This is a genomic window from Spirosoma arcticum, from assembly GCF_054779955.1.
This window is the reverse complement of sequence record NZ_BAAGXG010000002.1, coordinates 269,047-290,485: the sequence shown is the minus strand read 5'-3', so window position 1 is coordinate 290,485 and position 21,439 is coordinate 269,047. Positions and strand designations below refer to the sequence as shown.

The 21,439-nt window shown below is 51.5% G+C and carries 21 protein-coding genes; 6 read left to right on the top strand and 15 right to left on the bottom strand.

Going from position 1 to position 21,439, the window contains the following annotated elements:
• Nucleotides 1-59 precede the first annotated feature (59 nt).
• Nucleotides 60-2,489, bottom strand: coding sequence for a TonB-dependent receptor (locus tag ACYVHB_RS05625; RefSeq protein ID WP_461050430.1), 2,430 nt, complete (start codon nt 2,487-2,489; stop codon nt 60-62).
• 803 nt (nt 2,490-3,292) lie between these two features.
• Between ACYVHB_RS05625 and ACYVHB_RS05620 the strand changes: the two genes are divergently transcribed.
• Complete coding sequence (locus ACYVHB_RS05620) at nt 3,293-3,469, top strand: hypothetical protein (protein WP_461050428.1); 177 nt, start codon at nt 3,293-3,295, stop codon at nt 3,467-3,469.
• An 86-nt stretch (nt 3,470-3,555) separates the two neighbouring features.
• On the opposite strand, the gene ACYVHB_RS05615 is transcribed toward ACYVHB_RS05620, so the two are convergent.
• The 5 genes from ACYVHB_RS05615 to ACYVHB_RS05595 all read right to left on the bottom strand — a co-directional run bounded on the left by ACYVHB_RS05615 (nt 3,556) and on the right by ACYVHB_RS05595 (nt 9,366).
• The gene (locus ACYVHB_RS05615) at nt 3,556-4,302 is read right to left on the bottom strand and encodes an RluA family pseudouridine synthase (protein WP_461050426.1); all 747 of its coding nucleotides are present in this window, start codon (nt 4,300-4,302) and stop codon (nt 3,556-3,558) included.
• Between the two features lie 92 nt (nt 4,303-4,394).
• The gene (gene panB / locus ACYVHB_RS05610) at nt 4,395-5,213 is read right to left on the bottom strand and encodes a 3-methyl-2-oxobutanoate hydroxymethyltransferase (protein ID WP_461050425.1); all 819 of its coding nucleotides are present in this window, start codon (nt 5,211-5,213) and stop codon (nt 4,395-4,397) included.
• Nucleotides 5,214-5,308: 95 nt separating this feature from the next.
• The gene (locus tag ACYVHB_RS05605) at nt 5,309-6,745 is read right to left on the bottom strand and encodes a murein hydrolase activator EnvC family protein (RefSeq protein ID WP_461050424.1); all 1,437 of its coding nucleotides are present in this window, start codon (nt 6,743-6,745) and stop codon (nt 5,309-5,311) included.
• Between the two features lie 22 nt (nt 6,746-6,767).
• Entirely contained in the window at nt 6,768-7,667 is a 900-nt protein-coding gene (locus ACYVHB_RS05600; RefSeq protein WP_461050423.1) for a DUF4292 domain-containing protein, read from the bottom strand.
• Complete coding sequence (locus ACYVHB_RS05595) at nt 7,660-9,366, bottom strand: tetratricopeptide repeat protein (RefSeq protein WP_461050421.1); 1,707 nt, start codon at nt 9,364-9,366, stop codon at nt 7,660-7,662. The genes ACYVHB_RS05600 and ACYVHB_RS05595 overlap by 8 nt, the downstream gene beginning before the upstream one ends.
• A 312-nt stretch (nt 9,367-9,678) precedes the next feature.
• Between ACYVHB_RS05595 and ACYVHB_RS05590 the strand changes: the two genes are divergently transcribed.
• Nucleotides 9,679-10,092 carry an Ohr family peroxiredoxin gene (locus tag ACYVHB_RS05590; RefSeq protein WP_461050419.1) on the top strand — a complete coding sequence of 138 codons (414 nt, stop codon included), beginning with the start codon at nt 9,679-9,681 and terminating at the stop codon, nt 10,090-10,092.
• A gap of 82 nt (nt 10,093-10,174) precedes the next feature.
• Here the strand turns inward: ACYVHB_RS05590 and ACYVHB_RS05585 are convergent, their stop codons facing one another.
• The 4 genes from ACYVHB_RS05585 to ACYVHB_RS05570 all read right to left on the bottom strand — a co-directional run bounded on the left by ACYVHB_RS05585 (nt 10,175) and on the right by ACYVHB_RS05570 (nt 12,005).
• Nucleotides 10,175-10,474 carry a Dabb family protein gene (locus ACYVHB_RS05585; protein ID WP_461050418.1) on the bottom strand — a complete coding sequence of 100 codons (300 nt, stop codon included), beginning with the start codon at nt 10,472-10,474 and terminating at the stop codon, nt 10,175-10,177.
• Nucleotides 10,475-10,573: 99 nt separating this feature from the next.
• On the bottom strand, nt 10,574-11,296 hold the full coding sequence (locus tag ACYVHB_RS05580) for an RluA family pseudouridine synthase (protein ID WP_461050416.1): 723 nt from the start codon (nt 11,294-11,296) through the stop codon (nt 10,574-10,576).
• Between the two features lie 149 nt (nt 11,297-11,445).
• A complete protein-coding gene (rpmB, locus tag ACYVHB_RS05575) occupies nt 11,446-11,685 on the bottom strand; it encodes a 50S ribosomal protein L28 (RefSeq protein ID WP_461050414.1) in 240 nt (79 codons plus the stop codon).
• 65 nt (nt 11,686-11,750) lie between these two features.
• Nucleotides 11,751-12,005: a DUF5522 domain-containing protein gene (locus tag ACYVHB_RS05570; RefSeq protein ID WP_461050412.1), complete on the bottom strand. Its 255-nt coding sequence runs from the start codon at nt 12,003-12,005 to the stop codon at nt 11,751-11,753.
• Nucleotides 12,006-12,040: 35 nt separating this feature from the next.
• Between ACYVHB_RS05570 and rocD the strand changes: the two genes are divergently transcribed.
• Nucleotides 12,041-13,288, top strand: coding sequence for an ornithine--oxo-acid transaminase (gene rocD / locus ACYVHB_RS05565; RefSeq protein WP_461050411.1), 1,248 nt, complete (start codon nt 12,041-12,043; stop codon nt 13,286-13,288).
• Nucleotides 13,289-13,379: 91 nt separating this feature from the next.
• Here rocD and ACYVHB_RS05560 read toward each other — a convergent pair whose 3' ends face one another.
• The 5 genes from ACYVHB_RS05560 to ACYVHB_RS05540 form a co-directional block, all read right to left on the bottom strand.
• Nucleotides 13,380-14,450, bottom strand: a complete 1,071-nt coding sequence (locus ACYVHB_RS05560) for a M48 family metalloprotease (protein WP_461050409.1) — start codon at nt 14,448-14,450, stop codon at nt 13,380-13,382.
• A gap of 103 nt (nt 14,451-14,553) precedes the next feature.
• Nucleotides 14,554-15,582 carry a WD40/YVTN/BNR-like repeat-containing protein gene (locus ACYVHB_RS05555; protein ID WP_461051023.1) on the bottom strand — a complete coding sequence of 343 codons (1,029 nt, stop codon included), beginning with the start codon at nt 15,580-15,582 and terminating at the stop codon, nt 14,554-14,556.
• Nucleotides 15,583-15,653: 71 nt separating this feature from the next.
• Nucleotides 15,654-16,163: a hypothetical protein gene (locus ACYVHB_RS05550; RefSeq protein WP_461050407.1), complete on the bottom strand. Its 510-nt coding sequence runs from the start codon at nt 16,161-16,163 to the stop codon at nt 15,654-15,656.
• 10 nt (nt 16,164-16,173) lie between these two features.
• Nucleotides 16,174-16,623, bottom strand: coding sequence for a hypothetical protein (locus ACYVHB_RS05545; protein WP_461050405.1), 450 nt, complete (start codon nt 16,621-16,623; stop codon nt 16,174-16,176).
• Between the two features lie 134 nt (nt 16,624-16,757).
• Nucleotides 16,758-17,558: a Rossmann-like and DUF2520 domain-containing protein gene (locus tag ACYVHB_RS05540; RefSeq protein WP_461050404.1), complete on the bottom strand. Its 801-nt coding sequence runs from the start codon at nt 17,556-17,558 to the stop codon at nt 16,758-16,760.
• Between the two features lie 152 nt (nt 17,559-17,710).
• Here ACYVHB_RS05540 and ACYVHB_RS05535 point away from each other — a divergent pair, with 152 nt between their 5' ends.
• From ACYVHB_RS05535 to mptB, 3 genes are all read left to right on the top strand, one after another.
• Entirely contained in the window at nt 17,711-18,397 is a 687-nt protein-coding gene (locus ACYVHB_RS05535; RefSeq protein ID WP_461050402.1) for a glycosyltransferase family 2 protein, read from the top strand.
• A 128-nt stretch (nt 18,398-18,525) separates the two neighbouring features.
• The gene (locus ACYVHB_RS05530; RefSeq protein ID WP_461050400.1) at nt 18,526-20,049 is read left to right on the top strand and encodes a cellulose synthase family protein; all 1,524 of its coding nucleotides are present in this window, start codon (nt 18,526-18,528) and stop codon (nt 20,047-20,049) included.
• A 53-nt stretch (nt 20,050-20,102) separates the two neighbouring features.
• A complete protein-coding gene (gene mptB, locus ACYVHB_RS05525; RefSeq protein WP_461050398.1) occupies nt 20,103-21,434 on the top strand; it encodes a polyprenol phosphomannose-dependent alpha 1,6 mannosyltransferase MptB in 1,332 nt (443 codons plus the stop codon).
• Nucleotides 21,435-21,439: the final 5 nt, after the last annotated feature.

Genomic DNA, 21,439 nt, shown 5'->3' with positions numbered 1-21,439 from the left:
GTTGGCGCGGAAGCAACACATGCGCCAGCTACTTACGACCGCACGGGCGGCCCCGTTCTTTACTTACCACTCTTTCCAAACGGTACAACGGCCTTCACGCTCACGTTCCGGCCCATGTTGAAGACCCCGGCCCGGCCCGTAAACTCGTTTACGCCAAAGTATTTTAACCGGTTCTGATGGCTCTGGTAGGCTACGTCAAACAGGTTCTGCACGGTAACATACAGCGAAAATAAAGTCCGGCCCTTGCTGCCAAGCACGTCACTACCCGCACCCAGATTAATAAGTGTGTAGGCAGGTGTCTGCGTTTCGGTGCCGTAAGCTAAGAGTGCCTGATTTTGCCGGGCGTTGTGTTCGATTTCAAGCAACGTGTACAGATTTCGCCAGCGATTGCCTGCTTCGGCTTTCGTGAACTTCAGTTGACCAATCACGCGGGGCGGTGGCAGAAACGGCAGATACCGTGCCGAGTCAATAGTAGCTGACAGGTTGCGCGACCGTACCAGCGAATAGGATGTGGTGAGGTGAAACCACCGCGCCGAACGCGGATTAATACTAAGCTGCGCTTCCCCTCCAAACAGGACGGCGTTGCCCTGGTTATACCGATACGTCAGGATTGGCCGGTCCGGGTCCACGATGGAGTCGCGGCCGAAGCGGTCAAGTACCTTTTCCGAATAGGTAAAATTATTGATCCGATTCTGAAACAGGCTGGCGGTTATGTTTACACTGGGCGATTCGTAATTAACCCCCAGATCACTCTGAAACGAGGTTTCTGAGCGTAGATTTGGGCTGCCAATTTCGTATCGGAACGTACCGGCATGTTCGCCGTTAGCCGACAGTTCGGGCGTCGACGGGGCGCGGAATCCACGCCCTAAATTAACTTTTACCGTCCAGCGGCCCGACAGCGCATAGGTCGCACCAAAACTGGCTGTTGGGTTTGAGTAGGTTTTATCTAAGCCCGCAAAACGCACCTGGCTTCCCTGAGTCGGATTTTCGCTGAAAACGCCTTCCCTACTGGCGTAAAGTCGATTGATACTCATCTTCCGAACGTCCATTCGTAAACCCCCGTTGACCGTAAGTCGGTCAGTTTTCTTTTGGGCGAACAGAAACAGCCCGTTATCCCACGAGCGGTAGCCCGGATAGAGTACCTGCAATCCCCGGTTCTGATTATACTGACGCAGCCCGTTGCCGCCAATCGTGAAATCCCAGCCGTTGCGCCCACCGAGGTAATACTTCAGATCGTAGAAGACGTTTTGCAGATAAAAGAAAAGGTCGGGCTGACCGGGCGACAGCGTACTGGCAAATTCCTGACGCCGGTTCTGAGTATAGCTGACAATGGCGGAGATGTTACCCCTGCCTATTTTAGCAAATGTATTCCATGACGTTTTGAAATTGTTCAGGCTCTGGTAATTAGCCGGTATAATGGCCCGGCTGCGCAAGATGGCATCCGAAACGGGACGCAGCGCTTCTGAGTCAGCCGACACCCGAACAAGCTCCTGGAAGCGCCCCGTACGGTCCCGTTCGCCCGTTACGACGTTAATATCCTGGTGCCAGTTGGATAGGTATAGTTGCGAATAGCCCCACTTTCGGTTGACTCCAATTGTGCTGTTCACGTCAAATTCGCGGTAGGCCGAGCCATAAACTCGCCCGTCATAGCGATTTTGGTAGTTACCAGCGTTCTTGGAACTTATGCGCACTCGTCCAAACAAACCTTTCTGCGTTGTGCCCTCCACCACCCCCGACAATCCGATCAGGCCATTGTTGCTTTGGTAGTTGGTCAACAGTTGACCGCGCATAACACCCGCTTCGGGCGGGCGGGTTGAAATCAGGCTCATCACCCCCCCCAGGCCGTCGGAGCCGTAGAGAAGACTACCGGACCCTTTAATAATTTCGTAGCGCTCAATAGAGTATTCATCGATTTGCAGGGCGTGTTCCTCACCCCATTGATTGTCTTCCTGCCGAACGCCATCATGCACCGTAATGACCCGGTTGAAACCCAGCCCGCGAATGACTGGTTTAGACAGGCCCACGCCCGTTGTAATCTGCGACATGCCCGGCAGTTTCCCAACCGCATCGACCAAATTTGTCGAACTGGTTTGCAGCCATTGGATTTTATTATACGTCAAAATCGGGACAGGGCTGTCCTTTACGGTTAAGCCAGTGGTGAGACCCGTTACGACGACCTCCTGAAGTAGTCCGGCTTCGGGTTCAAGCACAAAATCGGTGATCGTCTCGCCGTCGAGCAGCCGAACGGTACGCACCTGCGACTTGTAGCCTAAGTAACGGATTTGCACTTTATGAGAACCGGCGGGTACATCGGTTATCCGAAACCGGCCGAGCGTATCGGAGGCACCCCCTTTTTGCAAAGCGGGGAAATAAACCGTCACGCCATTGAGCGGTTCACGGGAGGCTTTGTCAGTGATGAGACCACTAAAAATGGCCTGAGCCGTCGCCAGGCCCGGTAGCAACGTAAAAAAAAGGAGTAGTCGACGCATGAAACATTGGAGAGCAGTTGGAGAATGAACCAGCCGTACGCACGCCCAGACCTTTCCTTCCCAGATTTCTGGTAGAGAGTAGTTAGGATGTTATACACACGGAAAATGCAGGAATCAACCCAAATGCACCGGTGGCCCCCGATGTCTGAACGCAACGTGCGTAGCCCCAAATGAAGCGGGTACGGGTGCTTCACCGTTCACCCTGGGCAACAGAATGACCGCAATTAACACATGCCAAGTGACAGGGTCCGAATTGGCATACAGCGCATTAGCGAATGCATCAAGCCAGATTAATTCGTCGCTGCTGTGGGCATGATTAGGAAACTGGGTGCCCGGCGATGATTTGTACGGGTGAGCGTGACAAATAATAGTTCCGTCAGCCAACCGGTGAGAATGGCGAAACACAACCCCGTTGACCAATACAGCAACGTACAGGCCAAGAAGAAGTCGGGCAATCCCAAACCGATATTGTTTCAGACGAAACACTCGAACGGTGTTAAAATTGATTGATGAACAAAAGTAAGATGATCTTACCAGTTCTTAACGTCTTGGTAAAATAACAGCTTTAAAGACCACTTTTGGCACTAAAATTGATGGAAAGCGTCGGATGAAGCGTAGACTTTAACAAGGGGTTATGTGAAACAACAAGTTGGGAATAGACAGTAAATTTTCTACCCTTCTCTTGGTTTTGGATTAAGTCAAGGTTAATTTTGAATATGAAAGGAGCACAGACAATTAACTAAGCCCAATTTGCCTGTTACGAATAAGTTACCGTATGCTTAACCATAAAAACCTTTGAGCTAATGAAAAATGTTCGTTTATACATGATCTTCCAATGGATCTTTTTCTTACCGGTCATTTTACCCCTTTGTTTAATCTATGGCGCGTTACGTGGTGCAGCCCAAATGGCGGAGCGCGTTTTAGAGCAGATACTTACGGATATCGCTCCGCAGCGTGAAGCACGCCCTACAATAGATTGAATACCATATTACAAAGGCAAAAGCCGGATACATAGTTAAATGTGTATCCGGCTTTTGCCTTTGTAGCATGTTTGTACCATGATAGACTACCCAAATATAAAGTCGATGTTCTTGTCTTTATAATTTTCATCATCCAACGCCAGGAACTCCTCCCAGAAGGGATCGGTTGGCAAGGCAGCTTTGCAAACGATAGGTCGGTCGGGCGCTCCGGCTTGTTTAACCGGATGCATGAAGTAAAGCCGCCGGGCATGTAAGTATATTTTCTTGTCAGGAACCGCTCGGTCGTATCCATACTTAACGTCACCCCGAATTGGGCACCCGATATGCGCCAGTTGAGCCCGAATCTGGTGCGGCCTCCCCGTGATAGGGTTTACCTCAAGTAGATAATGTTCATTTATTTTGCCCAGCATACGGTAGGACAATTCGGCCTTCTGCGAATTGGGAGCTTCATAATCGTACACCGTTACCTGGTTCTTCTGTTCGTCCTTCACCAGCCAGTTTATTAGTTTATCAGCATCTACGGGCGGTTTGCGCCGGACAATCGCCCAATACGTTTTTTGTACCTGCCGCTTCCGAAAAATCTCATTCATCCGCTCCAGCGCTTTTGACGTCCGGGCAAACACCACTAAACCGCTCACCGGCCGGTCGAGCCGGTGAACCAGACCCAGGAATACTTCCCCCGGTTTACCGTATTTTTCTTTAATATAATCCTTCAATACATCGAGCAGCGTTACATCGCCCGTGCGGTCGCCCTGCACCAGAATTCCAGGTACTTTATTGACAATCAGCAGATGATTATCTTCGTATACAACTTGAAAGGGATCTTTTTTCATAATCAATTCTATAGGATAAAGAATGAATAATGCATCTGTGGACGATCATTATTCATTCTACATTCTGCGTTATTCATTCTTTAGTAATCAACTCAATACGCTTCTTTCTCGTTCGGGAAGTCGTTGGCCTTCACATCGTCGACGTAATGCGCAATGGCTTCCGTCATAGTCGTGTGCAGATCGGCGTAGCGACGCAAGAAACGGGGCTTGAATTCATTGGTAATCCCCAGCAGATCATGCACTACCAGAATCTGCCCGTCGGCGTCCGGGCCAGCGCCAATACCGATAGTTGGAATTGTGAGACTTTGAGAGACTTTCTTCGTTAACACGGCCGGAATTTTTTCGAGTACTATTCCAAAACAGCCAATGTCCTCGAGCATGTGAGCGTCGTCCATCAGCTTTTGGGCTTCGGCGTCTTCCTTTGCCCGCACCGCATATGTACCAAATTTATAGATCGACTGGGGCGTCAGGCCGAGGTGGCCCATGACCGGTACACCCGCGCTTAAGATTCGGACGATGGACTCTTTGATTTCAAGGCCGCCTTCCATTTTAACGGCGTGTGCGCCAGACTCCTTCATGATCCGAATCGCCGACCGCAACGCTTCAGTCGAATTACCTTGGTATGAACCAAACGGCAGATCGACTACGACCAGCGCCCGTTTGACCCCCCGCACCACCGAACCGGCGTGATAAATCATCTGGTCGAGCGTGATGGGCAGTGTGGTTTCGTGACCCGCCATCACATTCGAGGCTGAGTCGCCCACCAAAATTAACTCAACCCCGGCCGTGTCGACTGCCCGAGCCATGGAGAAGTCATAGGCTGTCAGAGCCGAGATCTTTTCGCCTTTATTCTTAAGCTCCTGAATAGTATGCGTCGTAACGCGCTTGATATCTGGGTTATGGATGGACATGGAAGGCAGTCATGGGGTTGTTTAGTCGATCAGTCAACGAAGACTGACAAAATTACGCCAAACTTACTGACTTACTGACTGGCCAACGGTGTAAGTCATCTTGGAACGAGCCACGATTCCGGATTGAGTTTTGTGAACTCTTTCCAAATCTGGAACTGGACTTCCGATACGCCGTTTTTATCGGTCGCTACGGTACCGATTGATTCGCGGGCTTTTACGCGTTGCCCCGCCCGAACCGATACACTGCGCAGTTTAGCATAGATCGTGAAGTAATCGCCGTGCTGAATGGCCACCACGTTGTTCATACCCGGCATACTGGTCACATCCTGCACAATGCCGTCGTAGACTGTCCGGACACCTTCGCCCGCCGTAGTTTGAATATCGACTCCCTGATTTTCGACGTAGATTCCTTTAAGAACGGGGTGCGGCTTGCGGCCAAACCGGTCCGAGATGAATCCTTTTGTCACAGGCCAGGGCAGCCTGGCCCGTGATGCGGTAAACGACGACGCGAGGGCCGTTTCCTCATCGTTCAAATTGTTATTTCGGCGTTCGTCGGCTTTGCGGGGGGCGGGTTCATCAACCGGCTCAATGGGGCGCTCCGCTTTTGCTACATCGGCGGGTGCGGGTTTCTCACCCGCTTCTTTAGCAGCCGCCACGGCTTCTTCCGCCCGTTTCCGTTCCGACGCCCGGCGGGCCACTTCTAAGCGAACCACCCGCTCCCGTTCCCGCCGTTCAGCGCGTTCGCGGGCTTCACGCGCAGCCCGCTCCCTTGCCTCGCGGGCAACAATGCGGGTAATCATGGATTCGAGCCGGTCGACAGCCCGCCGACTTTCGGTTAGTTCGGCACGGAGTTCTGTTTCTTTTTGACTTAACTCTTTCACTACCTGGTTTTTCTCGCCTTTAAGCGTCTCCAGCTTCTGAGTTTCCTTTACTTTCACAACCAGCGTACCACGCTGTTGCTGGCGCTTACGCTGAGTAATCTGCTGCTTGTTTTGCAGCATCGTCTGGACGCTGTTCATCTGGCGCACCTGAGTCTGACGAGCGTCGGAGTATTGCCGCAGATACCGATACCGGGCCACCAATTGGTTGAAGTTGTCGGCGGCAAATAGAAAACCCAATGGATTGACTTGCTGACGGCGCTTGTCGGCTGCGTAGATCATTGAGCCGTATTCGGCCCGGAGTTTGTCTAAGTCGCGCGTGAGTGCAGTACTGGTCTGACGAAGTTCGGCAATTTCAGCTTCGGTCAGTTGTAGGTCTTTGTTGAGCAACCCAATTTGCTGCGATTGCGCCTGAATCTCCTGGTTTAAGGCTTTCAACTGACCCAACCCCACCTGTTTTTCGGAAGCGGTTCGCTTCAAAACCGTCCGAATCTGATTCATCTTTTCTAAGTTCTGCTTCTTCTCTTTCTCCAGCATCTGTCGGCTGCGTTGTGTTTGCTGCGCCCACGCTGGTGTCAACAGCCATGCGCTACCGACGAGCAGTAGTACTACCCATTGACTAAGGCAATTAAAAAGCGGATTACGGGTGTGCATAGATACTAAAACCACGAATTACTTAAGGTCGACGGGAGTAGTTGACCGGAATAGTAAATGGAAACCCCGGATTCTTGTCGACCAGTTCAACTTTATTGTGCTTTATGCGGAGCAGCGTCTGGTAAAACTGGCCATCTGTCTTGGATTTGTAATCTAACGTTACCAGGCTGGTATACGGAAACAGAAAGTTGTTGAGCGAGGTAAAATCTTCGTAATCCAGCCGCAACGTATTTTTTGTCGGCTGCTCGGTTACCATCAATTTTTTGAGCTTCCGGTCCTGCTCACCAATGTAGTTTTCGACTAGAACCTTTCCTTCGCTTTGGCGCAGTAACAGGTAGTCGCGTTCGTTCTTGATTTTTTGCGCCGGGCGTTTGGGCAAGGGAAGATTGCCAACGATAAGCGCCTGCAAGAGAGCGAAATTCATCTCGAAATTGAACTGACGGCTCAGTGTCGGAAAGTCGTAAACGGCGTATTCGCGGTGAATTTTGTCGATAATTGTGATTGAGTCACGCGTGATTAGCCCCCGAACGGCTTCAATACCCAACTTATTGACCGACAGCCAGATCAGACTGTCCTTACGGACCCGAATATTAATGTTAGCGTTATCTATATCCTGTTCCGGGCTTTTAAACGAGATTTTCGATTTGGCAGTCAGATACCGAAAATCAATTTCGGCAACGTTGGTACGGGCTTCTTCAATGCCGGGCCGGGCCGGACGGTTCAGGCTAGAGTCAGTAGGGGTTGTTTCAGGTGGGGTAATACCGGTAGAATCCGTTCTGGTGGGGCGGGGTGCTGACGCAACTGGCCCTTTTTCTGCCGGTACAGCGCCTGTAGTCTGCGTTTGCGACAACCGCCGACGTCGGCAACCGTCCGAATAGAGTAATACGCTCAGCAGCAACGCATAGAGCAGAAATTTATTCATACAGTTTTCCGGTAGCGATTTTCTTGTCTAAGTTGGGACCAGCGCCACCTTTGGTTTTTGCCAGCTTCCACTGTTCAACCGCTTTGGGAATCTGTCCAAGCTGATAGAGAACGTCACCGTAGTGTTCAATAATTGTCCCGCTAACACTGGCCGGGTTAGCTAAGGCCTTCTCTATATACTGTTTTGCTTTGGGGTAATCCTTTGTGACGTAAAGCACCCAGGCGTAGGTATCCAAATAGGTAGCATTGGTGGGATTGCGCTCCGCTAATTTTTGCGCCAACTGCACCGCCCGTGACAGGTTTTGCTTCCGCAGCGACAGAAAATAACTGTAATTGTTAAGCACGTGATCGTTCAGCGGGTCCACTTTTAACACCGCTTCATAGGCCTCATCCGATTTGGCATGTTCACCTAAGCCATTATACGCATCGCCCAACTGAGCACCAATTCCATTTTTCAGTTCATCATTGGTTGTGGCCACCAATAACTTCTGGCTTTCTTCAAGAGCGTCGACTGCTTGCTGATAATTGCGTTTGTTGAGGTTTGCGGATCCATTAGAGTACCAGAACAGTCCCTGCGTCGGGAACACGTCAAGTGCCTGCTGAGAGTGGCTCAGTAAGCTGTCTACCTGGTTTAGTTCGTGATCCAATTGCAACAGTGCCTCCCATACTTCGTAGATCGAACCATCTAAACGGGCGGCTTTGGCGTAGGCGTCGCGGGCCTCTACTTTTTTTCCCTGCTGCATGAGCAGGTCAGCCATCATCACCTGTGTTTTGGGGTCGTTGGGGGCTGTTTTGGCCAAGTTCTGCGCCATCGTCAACGCATCCTGCTGAGCCGCCGGGTTCTCGCCCGTTATGCCCGCGTAATTCGACAGAATCCGCGCTTTCAGCCCTGCTTCAAGGTTGGGACTGGCAAATACCTGATTCAACTCCTTCGTGACGCGGGCCATGTCGCCCTTCTTACGGTAGATATCGGCCAGCAGAACGTGGGCCTGCGGCAGATCGGTCGTTAGTTTCAGCGCCCGGTCAATCCAGGCGATGGCCGGGTCGGGGCGGTCGTTGGCAATGAGTAGTTCGGCCCCTTCGAGCAGATAGTCCGGGTTGCCGGGTTCTGACTGCACTAACTTTTCAGCTTCCTCAATAGCCTTATCGATTTTATTCTGCTTGAGGTAAATCCGCTGCTTCTGACGAATAATCTCTTCGTTCAGGCCTAATTCGCGTTCAACCTTGTTGTACGTATCCAGCGCTCGGTCGGGCTTTTCGTCAAACAGGTAGATAGCGGCTAACTCAACGCCGTATTCCGCATTCTCAGTACTCTTTTTGAGCAGCGCTTCATACAGTTCTTCCGCTTCGCCGTAGCGCTTTTGTTTCACGAACAGTTCAGCCAGCAACAGCGCGTAGAACTTGTTGTCAGCATCCAGCGAATGTGCTTTGGCCGCATAAGGAACCGCTTCGGCAGTTTTGCCGGTTTTCGAGAGCGCAGTGGCGGTGGCATACTGCGCAGCCGCATTGGCCGGATTCTTCTGCAGCACCTTACCAAACTGGGTAATTGCTTTCGTCGGCTCGTCGGTGATCAGGTAACGCATTCCCTCAGCAAACATCGTTTCCTCTTCCATCCGGACCGTCGTTGTTGAGACCGAACTGGGTTTAGTAGCAGGACTATTTGTTTTGTCGCGTTTGCGTTGCGCTACTGCGGGTGTCATGCCAAGCCATAGCACGAATCCAAGACCACCGACCCACCCAAGTAGCAGCCGGGTCCAATGCAATCTGTAATGTATAATCATGCTGGTCAGCATATTGGAGTGCGTATGTATGAAAACGCGGCTCAACTCGATCTATTGCGGCTTTGGGGTGATTGAGCTTATCAAACAAAGGTAGTTCAAAATCTTGAATCAGAAATCTGTGAACAAGTGAGCGTTATGGGGTTTATACGGTGGGGATTTGCGGCAAACGGCTCTATGAAACAGCCACGCAGTTCCCATCGGAATATCCCACAAAAAACAAACCAATAACACATGGAAACGCTGTATACTGCCACCGTCAGCAATGTCGGTGGGCGCGAGGGTGACGTTAAATCACTTGATGGTGTCTTGGAATTAGACGTAAAACGACCGGTCGAGATGCACGGTACAGGCGGGGCCACTAACCCCGAAATGCTGTTTGCAGCGGCTTATAGTGCCTGCTACAACGGGGCGCTGATGGCGGTGGCCGAACGCCGTAAAGTTATCCTGCCAACACATGCCGTGGAAGTGAGCATCTCGCTGAACAAGGACGGCAACAACATGTTTTTGTCGGGCAAAATAGTCGTTAAAGCGCCTGGCATGGATCACGATCAACTTCAGCAATTAGCCGAAACGGCCCACGCCGTCTGCCCCTACTCTAAAGCCATAAAAGGCAACATGGAAATGGGTATTGAGGTGATGGTGTAAAACCAGTCGTAAGTAGCTGACGCATTCATTATTCGCGCGTCAGCTACTTACGACTTATTCTACGACTTACGACTAATCTTCACTAACTCACTGCATCATACACCTGCACCCGGTTCCATAAATGGGCGCATTCGGCCACAAACTCTAAGTGAACTGGGTGAACCTGGTACGCATCGTGCGCGGCCCGGTCAGCGAAAACGAGTGTAATCGAGAAGTCGTAAGTGTGATCGATAACCGAGCGTCGGGTGTCAGCCGGTTTACCAATGTAAGCCGTGGCGATGTGGTTTACGCCTTTCAGTGATTCGAGACCGGCGCGTAGGGCATCGCGGTCGGATTGACTTTCGGGATGGGCAAGCCAGAAGAAAACGGTATGAACGAACATAGACGATTAGTTGGTCGGTTAATAAGTCGATCAGTCGGCAAGTTAGTAAGTCACTGATTAACTGACCAACTCACTGACCCACCAACTGAGCGAAACTGATTAAATGAATTTCTCCAACTGCTTCACCAATGTGCCAAAATCCTTGGGGTAAGGTGCCACGAACGTTTGCTCAGTGCCGTCCAATTGCTTAAACGTCAGCGAGTGGGCGTGAAGGGCAACGCGGTTAATCAGTGGTAGTTCTTCGGTTCCCTGTTTCAGATTAAACTTGCGTTTCACATCCGACAGAAAAACAGGTTTCCCGCCGTAGGTAGCATCATTAACAATGGGCGCTTTCAGGCACATTAAATGCACCCGAATCTGATGCATTCGCCCCGTAATGGGCATACACTCTACTAACGTTGTATTCCGGTAGGCCTGCAAGGTGTTGAAAATTGTTTCGGCTACTTTACCATTTTCCCGGTCGATCCGCACCGCCGTACCGTCTTTAACGGGCGAAATGGGTAAGTAAACCGAAATGCCTTCAAAATCATGCACTCCGTTCGTAATCGCGTGGTAGCGTTTCGTGACTTCACGATGTTCAAACTGCATGGCTAAATGCCGGTAGGCTTCCGGGTTCTTGGCGATGGCCAGAATGCCCGACGTTTCTTTATCTAAGCGGTGCCCAAGCTGCGCATCAGCATGATACGCTTTGGCCAAACGCAAAATACTTTGGCCGCTTCGGTCGGTGGTGCGCTCGTCAAGTGAGGCAACACGGGGCGGTTTGTTGATGAGTATGTAGTCATCGCTTTCAAAAACGATGAGGTCTTCAAAATTTAGTTTCACAGTTAATGAGTCGATGAGTCGGCGAGTTGATGAGTCGGTCAGTCAGTGAGTGGCTGACTGACCGACTCATCAACTCGCCGACTGTAAACAAACACAAAAAGCCTCCCCCAATCGGAAGAGGCTCACTACACGATATGTGGTGTAAACGGTTACAGCGACAACGTGCCGCGCTGGTGGGCCTTGCGAAGCGTGGCTTCCAAACCGTTCTTATTGATGGTTTTAATGGCCGACGTAGCCACCTTCAGCGTGATCCATTCGCCCGTCGATTCAACAAAGAACCGCTTCTTTTGCAGGTTCGGGAAGAATTTACGTTTCGTCTTATTGTTAGCGTGGGAAACATTATTACCCGTCCGCGTGCGTTTTCCTGTGATCTGACAAACTCTGGCCATTACCGTACTATTTTCCGTATGAGGGCGCAAAAGTAGCTAATTCTCTCGTACTGTGCAACTCATCATCAGCTTTTCTTGAATCCGTAGGGGCAGTGCCGACACCCGTTTTTGCAGCAATAGCCGCGTTTGCTGTGGTAGGAAGCCGTAAAAACGATGAATCCTTCCGGTGTGTAATAATAGTCGTCGTCGGCTAAGCCAGGTAGTTTCTTTTTCTTCGGGTGGGGTTGCATTAGTCGTTTGGGCGTCTGCCGGAGAAGCCTTATTTTTGAGAGAAACGGACCAGCTTTCCCGTTGGTTGCAAAGTCCGCATCTTTCTTCATCAACGCAGCCTCAGTTACTAAATTCGCTACATACCATGGAAACGATACTGCCACTCACCGCCACCGACCAGGCCATGCAGTTGGAATGGAACTACGGTGCTCACAATTACCACCCCATCCCGGCTGTGCTGACGCGGGGCGAGGGCGTCTACGTTTGGGATGTGGAAGACAAACGTTATTTCGACTTTCTGTCGGCCTACAGCGCTGTGAGCCAAGGGCACTGTCACCCGCGTATTATCAACGCCATGATTCAGCAGGCTCAGCGCCTGACGCTTACCTCACGGGCTTTTTACAACGATAAAACCGGCCATTGCGAAAAATACCTCTGCGAGTTTTTCGGCTACGATAAAGCGCTCATTATGAATTCCGGGGCTGAAGGTGGCGAAACTGCCCTTAAACTCACCCGCAAATGGGCGTACTTAGTCAAGGGGATTCCGCAAAATCAGGCGAAAGTCGTGTTCGCAGCTGGTAATTTTTGGGGACGTACGCTCGCGGCTATCTCCTCATCCACCGACCCAAGCAGTACCAACGACTTCGGGCCGTTGCTGCCAGGTTACGTAATTATCCCCTACAACGATTTGAACGCCTTGGAGGACACGTTTAAGCGCGACCCAACCATTGCCGGTTTCATGGTTGAGCCAATTCAGGGCGAAGCGGGGGTGGTGGTGCCGCACGAGGGATATTTAACCGGTGTTCGCGACTTATGCACCAAATACAATGTGCTGTTTATTGCCGATGAAGTGCAAACGGGTATCGCCCGGACGGGCAAGCGTGTTGCCTGCGACCACGAAGGCGTAAAGCCGGACCTGCTGGTGCTGGGCAAAGCGCTGTCAGGCGGGACCATGCCGGTGTCGGCCGTGCTAACGTCAGACGAAGTGATGTTGACGATTAAGCCCGGTGAACATGGCAGCACCTACGGCGGTAACCCACTGGCCTGTGTGGTCACTATGGAAGCCCTACAAGTGGTGGAGGACGAGAAATTAGCCGAGAACGCAACTACAATGGGCGAAATTTTCCGCACCCGCATGACAGCCCTGAGTCAGAAAACGGAGTTGGTAAAGTCTGTGCGGGGCAAAGGGCTACTCAATGCTATCGTAATCACCGAGCGTCCCGATCTTGGCCACGAAACGGCCTGGGAAATCTGCCTGAAACTGAAAGATAATGGCCTGCTCACCAAGCCCACCCACGGCGACAAAATCCGCTTTGCGCCCCCACTCGTCATTAATGAAGACCAGATGCACGAAGCGTGCGATATAATTGAGAAGACGGTAATGGAATTTTAATGTAAAATGAACGATGGTTAATGTATAATGTGAGCTAATGGGTCCCCGAGTAGCTCACATTATACATTAACCATCGTTCATTTTACATTGTCTACCTCACAGGCTGGCCGTTTTTGAACATACCCGCAATGCGTTCCCCATCGGCGAACGTGTAGGTACCTTTACCGTTGGGTACGTTGTTTTGAAACCAGCCCGCGTATTTATCGCCGTTGCGGTAGAAATATACCCCATAGTCGGCGCGGAGGTTATCGCGGAAGTTGCCCTTATATTTCAATGTGCCATCGGCGTAATATTCTACTCCCTCGCCGTGCTTGTCGCCCTCTTCAAACTCGCCGACGTAGCGCTCGCGGGTTGGATAAACAAATACCCCTTTCCCGTCTTCGCAGTCGCCCGACAGGCAACCCACCGTGGCCCGAATCGGAGCCTTCGGCAGAACGACGGGTCGGGTTGCTACGGTAGTGTTGGACGCGGTTGAGATAGGTTTAGGCGCAACGGCAACCGCCGGTTTGGTCGTCGTGCGGGACTTTGGATACATAGCTTCGGCCTCTAACCAACCCTTGCGGATGGCATCGACGCGGGCGGGTTTGGCGGGGTGCGTGGCCGTAGCGTGTTCGTCGCCCAGCGCCCGGACGGCTACCACCGACTCATTAAGCGACGCGCCCAACTGGTGCAGCACAAATCCAGAAAACTTGTCGGCCTCGATCTCTTTGATGGGCTGCCCACCGCGACCGTCAATGGTATGTCCCTGCAAATGGTGACCAATTTCGTGCGCCATGATGCTGATCGCTGACCAGTCAGTCTCGGTTTCCTGCACAATTTTCGACATGAAAGCTCCGTCATACACAAGAAACCGCTGTCCCTTCAGCACCGTGGCAAAACAGTTGTCGGTATTGGAACACTCAATCACTTTAAAATTGCGCATCAGTCCAATGGGGCGTAGGATGCGATCTACAACCTTTTCAGCGTAACCATTGGATGGCGTTTTGGGGGAGCAAACCACCTCAGGACTCATGCCCCCGCCGGTATAACTACAAATAAATGCTCCGGTCGGCGTTCCGACGGTTGGCGCTCCGGCCATTGGCGTTCTGACTGGTTGCGCCGGCAACGGGCTGCTGAGAGCCGCACTAAGCAGGAAGAGAGAGAAAGATAGGGCCGTTTTCACTGGTATAACCGGGTGGGTTAATCGTTCAACACGGCAGAATAACGACGAAAAGCGGTTGAGGATTGTAGGCTTACTTTAAAGTCAGCAGATTGCCCGCGCAGGATTAGCGAAAAACCTGTTTGCTAACTTTTCCCTTCGCTCCCACGGCATAACAAGTGGCTTTGGCACAGGCAACCGAATGATAGCCGTCGGTGTCGAGCGCCTGCCACGTTTGTCCCTGATCGGCGGAGAGACTCGTGCCTGATGGCCCTACTGTTAGCAACCGGTCGCCGGGGAGCAGGGCAACGGCTTCTTTCAGGCCGGGTGGGTTGGTGGGATTGACCGTCTGCCAGGTTTGGCCGCCATCACGTGTGATGGCCGCGTTTGGGCCGGGCTGTTGCTCCTGCTTGTAGTTGCCACCCACCACCATACCCACTTTGACACTAAAAAACCGCATTCCGAACAGTCCCGTAGCTTCTCCGGCGGGCAGGGGCGTGGTACTTACGGCCCATGTACGGCCTCGGTCCGTAGAGCGAAACACCCGCCCAGATAGGGCTCCACCCGACGCAATCCAGACGTTTCGCTTACCCTGCACTACCAAACTGGTGCCACTGGCCGCAAAGGCCGCTTCGTTAGGCTGCATGAGTGGCAGCGCGGCTTCGGGTACGCGTTGCCACGTTTTTCCGCCGTTGGCCGTCGTCAGAATATACCACTTGTTATCAATCGGGTCGCTGAACACCAGGCCATTGTTCTTATCCCAGAAATCCATTCCGTCGAAGAATACCCCTACCTGTTGCGTTTGGTAAAGCAGCGACCAGGTTTGGCCGCCGTTGGTCGTTTTATAGAGCCGGGCCTGACCTTTTTCGGCGGGTCCGGCACTCATCAGGTAAGCCGTTTGGGAGTCGATAGCCTGAACATCGCGGAAGTCGCAGGTCAGCGCGTCGGGTACGGTGCCAGTTTGCCATGTTTGACCGCCATCAACGCTACGGAGAAACGTCCCCTTTGTCCCCCCAATCCAAACGACATCCGGCCCGGCAACACTGACCGCCCGAAAACTGGCATCGGTACCAACTACCTGCGGCTGCCACTGGGCGAACGTGGGGAACTGAGCCAGCAGCAGGTTGACAAACAAACATACAAGGGCGTGTTTCATGAACGCAAGATAGGCACTCAGCAACGAATCAGCCGCGTAGTGCGCCTGCCACTCCATTAACCCACTGTCGGCTACGGCGTTCTGCCGCGTGGCAGCGGTGCCAGTTGCTGCACGTCGGCTTTGAGTCGCCTAATCTCCTGCTCCTGGCTGTCGGATTTAAAATAATAATAGAGACCAAGAATAAGAAATACTTTCGACAGGATGAAGATAGCAATGAATGCCGTTCGCCAGTTTTTATGCACCCGAATATGGGTGTTGCTAACCTCAACGTCGATATAGCTCGGCCGGGGTGATTCCGTATCGGCAGTCGGCTGGTCAAACCGGGTGTGAACATCCGGCTCTTTTTTTTGAATCTCAGTCCCGTAGATGCGTTGCTCAATGGCAACTTTTATGCCCGGTGGCGGGGGCACGGCATTGGTCAGAAAATACTGCTCCATCTGGACTTCGAGTTCATTGAGTTCGGTCAGCACGTCTGGGTCGGTGATTAGCACTCGCTCCAGTTCATCCTTTTCTTCTTTGGATACCAAACCCAGCAGGTAACCTTCTATAATGCCACTTGTCAAATACTGATGATTCTTCAATGTCGGATAATTAATGGGTACGCATAAACTTAACATGTTCGCGCAGGGCTTTTAGCACATCCCAATACGTCATCTCCAATCGCTCAGCAAGGGCTTCCGGGTTAATCCCTCTAATAAATGATAGATCGAAAATGAGTTTTGGTAAGTTGTCGGTAGAGCCGGACTGAGGTTCAGCGCTAATCGATACGGACGACTGTGCTGATTTTGCTTCAAGGGCTTTCATCCGCGCCATACGGACAATGGCGCAGGCTGTGTTGGTTGGCGATTCACGCACCAGTTTTACCTGCGTTGAGGTGAATAAGTCAATGAGCACGGTCTGGGCAATAGCTGGCTGGGGAACGATTTGTATAATAATACCATAGGCCATTGCTCCGTACTGATCGTACAGCGTCAGTTGGTCAGTATACGAAACGGGTTCATTAGCAATTGATTTTCTATTAAATCGTTTTAGAAACCACATAACTTCACTAGTGTCATTGATAAAACACAGGTAAAGCTAAAAAACCAATTAAATCATTCCAATTAAATGCGTAATCAGAACTATCAAATAGCGTTAAAGTTTATCCAAAAGTTCATATGTAAACTTGGGTTCTATTAAGTATTATACATTCGCCGAATATTGGTTGATAGCAACGCGTAAACTTCGGCTAATTGGGGCTGAGTTGTTAACAACGACAAATGCGATTCAATGGTCGAAAGATCATTTCGGCGGGCGGGGCCAGTTTGTACGTCAGCCGGATTGTCAGCGGCCAGACCTTTACGCAACGTTTCCCGGATAAGGGGACGGAGCAAGTCGAATTCCAGTCCGTCGCCTGTGGTCAGGTCGTGGGCAATGGCAAGCAGGTGATTCGTGAAGTTACAGGCGAAAACGGCCGCTGTATGCAGTACTCTTCGCTCATCGGACGTAATCAGGTAAACAATATCGCTGATTTCCTGCCCGATGCCCACTAACTCATCTTCAACTACTTTTTCGGCTGCCTCAATGCAGATCGGAATCTCGTCAAAGGCCATAAACGGTTGCCCTTTTGTGAACGTTTGAAGGGTATAGAAAACACCCGTGTAAACCGGTACATCGCTGTAAACGGCCATCCAGCGCGTGAGGTCGCTCAACGGCCGACTACCTGATGTGTGCGCAATCCGGGCGTTCTCGGGCAATACTAACCGGGAGCATACACCTTCGAGGGCGTCGTCGGGAATGGCCAGCACGAACAGTTTCGATGGACTATTGGCAAAGTTAAGATCGGAATGGGTCTGGGCGTCGTACAGATTACTGACCAACTGACGGGCGTGCTGAAGTTGCCGACTGTACACTTCGCTGATGTGATGTCCTGCGTTTTCGAGGGCTGGTGCCAGGTGCCAAGCCAGATTACCCGCGCCGATAAAGGATATTTCCATTGTCAAGTATACTACATTTCAATTAAACTCAGCACCGTACCTTTGGGATTGAGTAGTCGTAAGTCGTGGAAGTAGTAAGTCGGTAAGTCAGTCGCTTAGACTTCTGTGACTTCTACGACTTATAACTTCTACGACTTACGACTATTTTGATTTTGGCTTCCATTCTTGTTATCATTCCGGCGTTCAACGAAGAAAACTCCGTCGGCAATGTCGTGCGCGACATTCCGGCTGGCCTGGTGGATGAAGTTATTGTTGTCAATAATAATTCCAACGATCAAACGGCGGTAGAAGCGGCCCGCGCTGGGGCTACCGTTTTAGACGAACCCATTCAGGGCTACGGGCGGGCGTGCCTGCGCGGGATTACCTACGCTCAGAATCGGCAACAAAAACCGGATGTGGTTGTTTTCCTTGATGCTGACTACTCCGATTATCCGGGCGAAATGAAGGCGCTGGTAGCCCCTATCCTGTCGGATGAGGTAGATATGGTAATCGGATCGCGGGCGTTGGGCAACCGGCAGCGCGGCTCCATGACCCCTCAGCAGGTAGTTGGCAACTGGTTAGCCACGACGTTGCTGCGCTGGCTCTATGGCGTTCGGTACACTGATCTGGGTCCGTTCCGGGCCATTCGGTTTGAGAATCTGCTGGCGCTGAATATGCAGGATAAAACCTACGGCTGGACGGTTGAAATGCAACTAAAAGCCGCTAAACAGGGATTACGGGTTAGAGAAGTGCCGGTCAGCTATCGCAGGCGTATTGGTTTTTCAAAAATCTCAGGGACAGTTAAGGGAACGGTGCTGGCTGGTTACAAGATCATTACAACGATTTTCAAATATTTATAGCGGTTAGTCAATCCCCACTAAATTAAATTCCGGAGAGCGTATTACTAACGCGTACTCAGTTGATAATTGAAAAGGACATCGGATAAGTAAGTGAACTCAACGCAAAGAAAATTTCGTTTTTCGTCAACATGGAAGTTTTGGTTCTAATTCTGTACGGGCTGGCTTTGTTGCTGTTGTTTCTATACAACTGTGGTCAGCTAAGTCTAATTATCGTGTACCTGCGCTCGGAGCGAAAACGCCGGGCGGCCGCAGTATCAGTTGCCATCAACCCCGCTGATTTACCGCGTGTGACGGTACAGTTGCCGGTGTATAATGAACTCTACGTTATCGAACGCCTGATCGACGCAGTAGCCTCATTAAACTACCCCCGCGATAAATTTGATATTCAGGTTTTGGATGATTCGAGCGATGAGACGGTTGGGGTCATTGCCGCCAAAGTAGCCGAGTACCAGCAACAGGGATTGGCTATTGAGCACATCCAGCGACCGGAGCGCACGGGCTACAAAGCGGGGGCGTTAGCCTACGGAACGGCGTTTGCCAAGGGTGAGTTTATTGCCATTTTCGACGCCGACTTCGTGCCCGATCCAGATTTCCTGCTCAAGACCATACCGCACTTTAGCGACCCTAAAGTGGCCATTGTACAGACCCGCTGGGAACACCTGAACCAGGACTTTTCGCTGATAACGCAGTTGCAGGCATTTGGTCTCAACGCTCATTTCACCATTGAGCAGAGCGGGCGATACGCAGGCGGGTTCTTGGCTAACTTTAACGGTACGGGCGGTGTCTGGCGTAAAGCGGCCATCGCCGATGCGGGCGGCTGGCAGAGCGATACACTTACGGAAGACCTCGACCTCAGTTACCGCGCTCAACTGCGCGGCTGGAAATTCGTTTACCGCCAGGACATCGGCTCTCCGGCCGAATTGCCGGTGGCCATGAACGCCATGAAGTCGCAGCAATATCGCTGGATGAAAGGCGCGGCCGAATGCGCCCGCAAGTTGTTTAGGCAGGTTCTCCGAACGCCGGGCGTATCGCTGTCCATGAAAATTCACGCGTTCTATCACCTGTTCAGCAGTGCTACGTTTATTCTCGTGCTGTTGCTGGGTATCATGAGTGTACCGTTGATTTACATCCGCAGCCGACACCCGGAATGGGAATGGGTCTTTTTCATCATCAACCTGTTTCAATTCAATCTGTTGATTCTCCTGCTATTCTACGGCATTCCGTTCTGGCTGCTGAAAGAAAATGAGAACAAAGCCAAACTGGCCTGGTACTTCCCTCTGTATTCGTCATTGATGATGGGCTTGTCACTGCACAACACCATTGCGGTAATCGAGGGATACCTTGGCCGTAAAACGCCCTTCGTCCGAACGCCTAAATTCAACGTTAAGGCTTCTACTGATAACTGGGATGCGAACAAATACGTCAGCCGTCAGCTTGGCTGGCTGGCTGTTGCCGAGGGGTTGCTGGCTATCTATTTTCTGGGTGGGCTGGCACTGGCCTTCTACGTTAACGACTTCCGAATGTTCGCCCTGCATATCATGCTGATGATTGGGTTCGGAATGGTGTTTGGTTATTCGTTCATGCACGCGGGTCGTCGCCGTCCGGTTGGTCAGCAGGTTGGTTCCCCGCCGTTGCAGTCGGTGAGCGCATGACCGGCGATTGGCCGGAGCTGTCACGTTGGATGAGGTCGCGAATACCAGCGTCCATGCTTCGTATTCTTTGGCTTATTTTATCAGCCATCTTTTATCTCGTACTGGCTTATGGCGTACCCCGCCAGCAATTCGGTCTGTTGATCGGTTTGCTGGCGGGTTTGTTTTTGGGGTATGGCTGGGTAACGCGAGTGGATGGCGTGATTGACATCGACCGCTTTCTATTTCTATCGGCCATCCTCTTCCGACTGTCACTGCTTTTCGCTATCCCGCAACTGTCCGACGACGTATACCGCTTCGTGTGGGATGGCCGGTTAATGGCGCACGGTTATAATCCATACCTGTACCTGCCGAGTCAACTCCTGAACACACCCATTGCGGCCGTGTGCGGATTAGACGAATCGCTGTTCCGGCAACTCAACTCACCCAATTATTTCACCGTCTACCCACCGGTCAACCAAGCCCTGTTTGGCTTGGCCTCCTGGTTCTCACCGAATAGTCTATTAGGGAATATCACCTGGTTGCGCCTTCCAATCATTCTGAGTGAAATTGGGTCGCTGTGGCTAATGGTAAAGCTGTTACGTCGGCTCGGGGTGAAACCGAATCTGGCTCTGCTCTACGGCCTGAATCCGCTTGTGATTATTGAACTGACCGGCAATCTACATTTTGAAGCCGTCATGATCTTTTTCTCCCTCCTGGCAGTCTGGCTACTGATACAGAATCGACTCGTTCTGTCGGCAGGGGCGCTGGCACTGGCCATCGGTACCAAATTACTGCCATTGCTGCTGCTGCCCCTGATTGTTCATCATATAGGCTGGCGAAAGGGGATTTGGTATGCCCTGCTGGCATGTATACTGACGGCAGCACTGTTTATACCCTTTGCGAGTTTGGAACTGGTTCGCAACGTGTTTTCAAGTATCAACCTGTACTTCCAGAAATTTGAATTTAATGCCAGTGTGTATTACGTACTGCGGACCGTTGGCTACTGGATCAAGGGTTACAACGCCATCGAACGAATCGGCTTCTGGCTGTCGATCACCACAACGCTAAGTGTGCTGTGGATTGCCTTCCGCTGGCGTACCGTCCCGGCATCGGTTCAGTTATTAGCCACGCTGACGCTCTATTTCGCCTTCGCTACAACCGTTCATGCCTGGTACATCACGACACTAATAGCCGCTTCGGTGTTCACCCGGTTCCGCTATCCGATAGTCTGGTCGGCCCTAATTCCACTAAGCTATTTTACGTATCACGCACAGCCGTATGCGGAAAATTTATGGTTAACAACGGCTGAATACGGTGTTGTAGCGGTCGTGATGATTGTTGAGATATTGATATACCCAAAGCATTACCCTACTCCCGGCCGAAACGTCGGAGGTGGGGTAGATTAATATCG

What these genes read in the sequence shown, in the direction of transcription:
- ACYVHB_RS05625 (WP_461050430.1), bottom strand. Translation starts at nt 2,489, where the DNA reads ATGCGTCGACTACTCCTTTTTTTTACGTTGCTACCGGGCCTGGCGACG.
- ACYVHB_RS05620 (WP_461050428.1), top strand. Translation starts at nt 3,293, where the DNA reads ATGAAAAATGTTCGTTTATACATGATCTTCCAATGGATCTTTTTCTTA.
- ACYVHB_RS05615 (WP_461050426.1), bottom strand. Translation starts at nt 4,302, where the DNA reads ATGAAAAAAGATCCCTTTCAAGTTGTATACGAAGATAATCATCTGCTG.
- panB (WP_461050425.1), bottom strand. Translation starts at nt 5,213, where the DNA reads ATGTCCATCCATAACCCAGATATCAAGCGCGTTACGACGCATACTATT.
- ACYVHB_RS05605 (WP_461050424.1), bottom strand. Translation starts at nt 6,745, where the DNA reads ATGCACACCCGTAATCCGCTTTTTAATTGCCTTAGTCAATGGGTAGTA.
- ACYVHB_RS05600 (WP_461050423.1), bottom strand. Translation starts at nt 7,667, where the DNA reads ATGAATAAATTTCTGCTCTATGCGTTGCTGCTGAGCGTATTACTCTAT.
- ACYVHB_RS05595 (WP_461050421.1), bottom strand. Translation starts at nt 9,366, where the DNA reads ATGACACCCGCAGTAGCGCAACGCAAACGCGACAAAACAAATAGTCCT.
- ACYVHB_RS05590 (WP_461050419.1), top strand. Translation starts at nt 9,679, where the DNA reads ATGGAAACGCTGTATACTGCCACCGTCAGCAATGTCGGTGGGCGCGAG.
- ACYVHB_RS05585 (WP_461050418.1), bottom strand. Translation starts at nt 10,474, where the DNA reads ATGTTCGTTCATACCGTTTTCTTCTGGCTTGCCCATCCCGAAAGTCAA.
- rpmB (WP_461050414.1), bottom strand. Translation starts at nt 11,685, where the DNA reads ATGGCCAGAGTTTGTCAGATCACAGGAAAACGCACGCGGACGGGTAAT.
- ACYVHB_RS05570 (WP_461050412.1), bottom strand. Translation starts at nt 12,005, where the DNA reads ATGAAGAAAGATGCGGACTTTGCAACCAACGGGAAAGCTGGTCCGTTT.
- rocD (WP_461050411.1), top strand. Translation starts at nt 12,041, where the DNA reads ATGGAAACGATACTGCCACTCACCGCCACCGACCAGGCCATGCAGTTG.
- ACYVHB_RS05555 (WP_461051023.1), bottom strand. Translation starts at nt 15,582, where the DNA reads ATGAAACACGCCCTTGTATGTTTGTTTGTCAACCTGCTGCTGGCTCAG.
- ACYVHB_RS05545 (WP_461050405.1), bottom strand. Translation starts at nt 16,623, where the DNA reads ATGTGGTTTCTAAAACGATTTAATAGAAAATCAATTGCTAATGAACCC.
- ACYVHB_RS05540 (WP_461050404.1), bottom strand. Translation starts at nt 17,558, where the DNA reads ATGGAAATATCCTTTATCGGCGCGGGTAATCTGGCTTGGCACCTGGCA.
- ACYVHB_RS05530 (WP_461050400.1), top strand. Translation starts at nt 18,526, where the DNA reads ATGGAAGTTTTGGTTCTAATTCTGTACGGGCTGGCTTTGTTGCTGTTG.
- mptB (WP_461050398.1), top strand. Translation starts at nt 20,103, where the DNA reads ATGCTTCGTATTCTTTGGCTTATTTTATCAGCCATCTTTTATCTCGTA.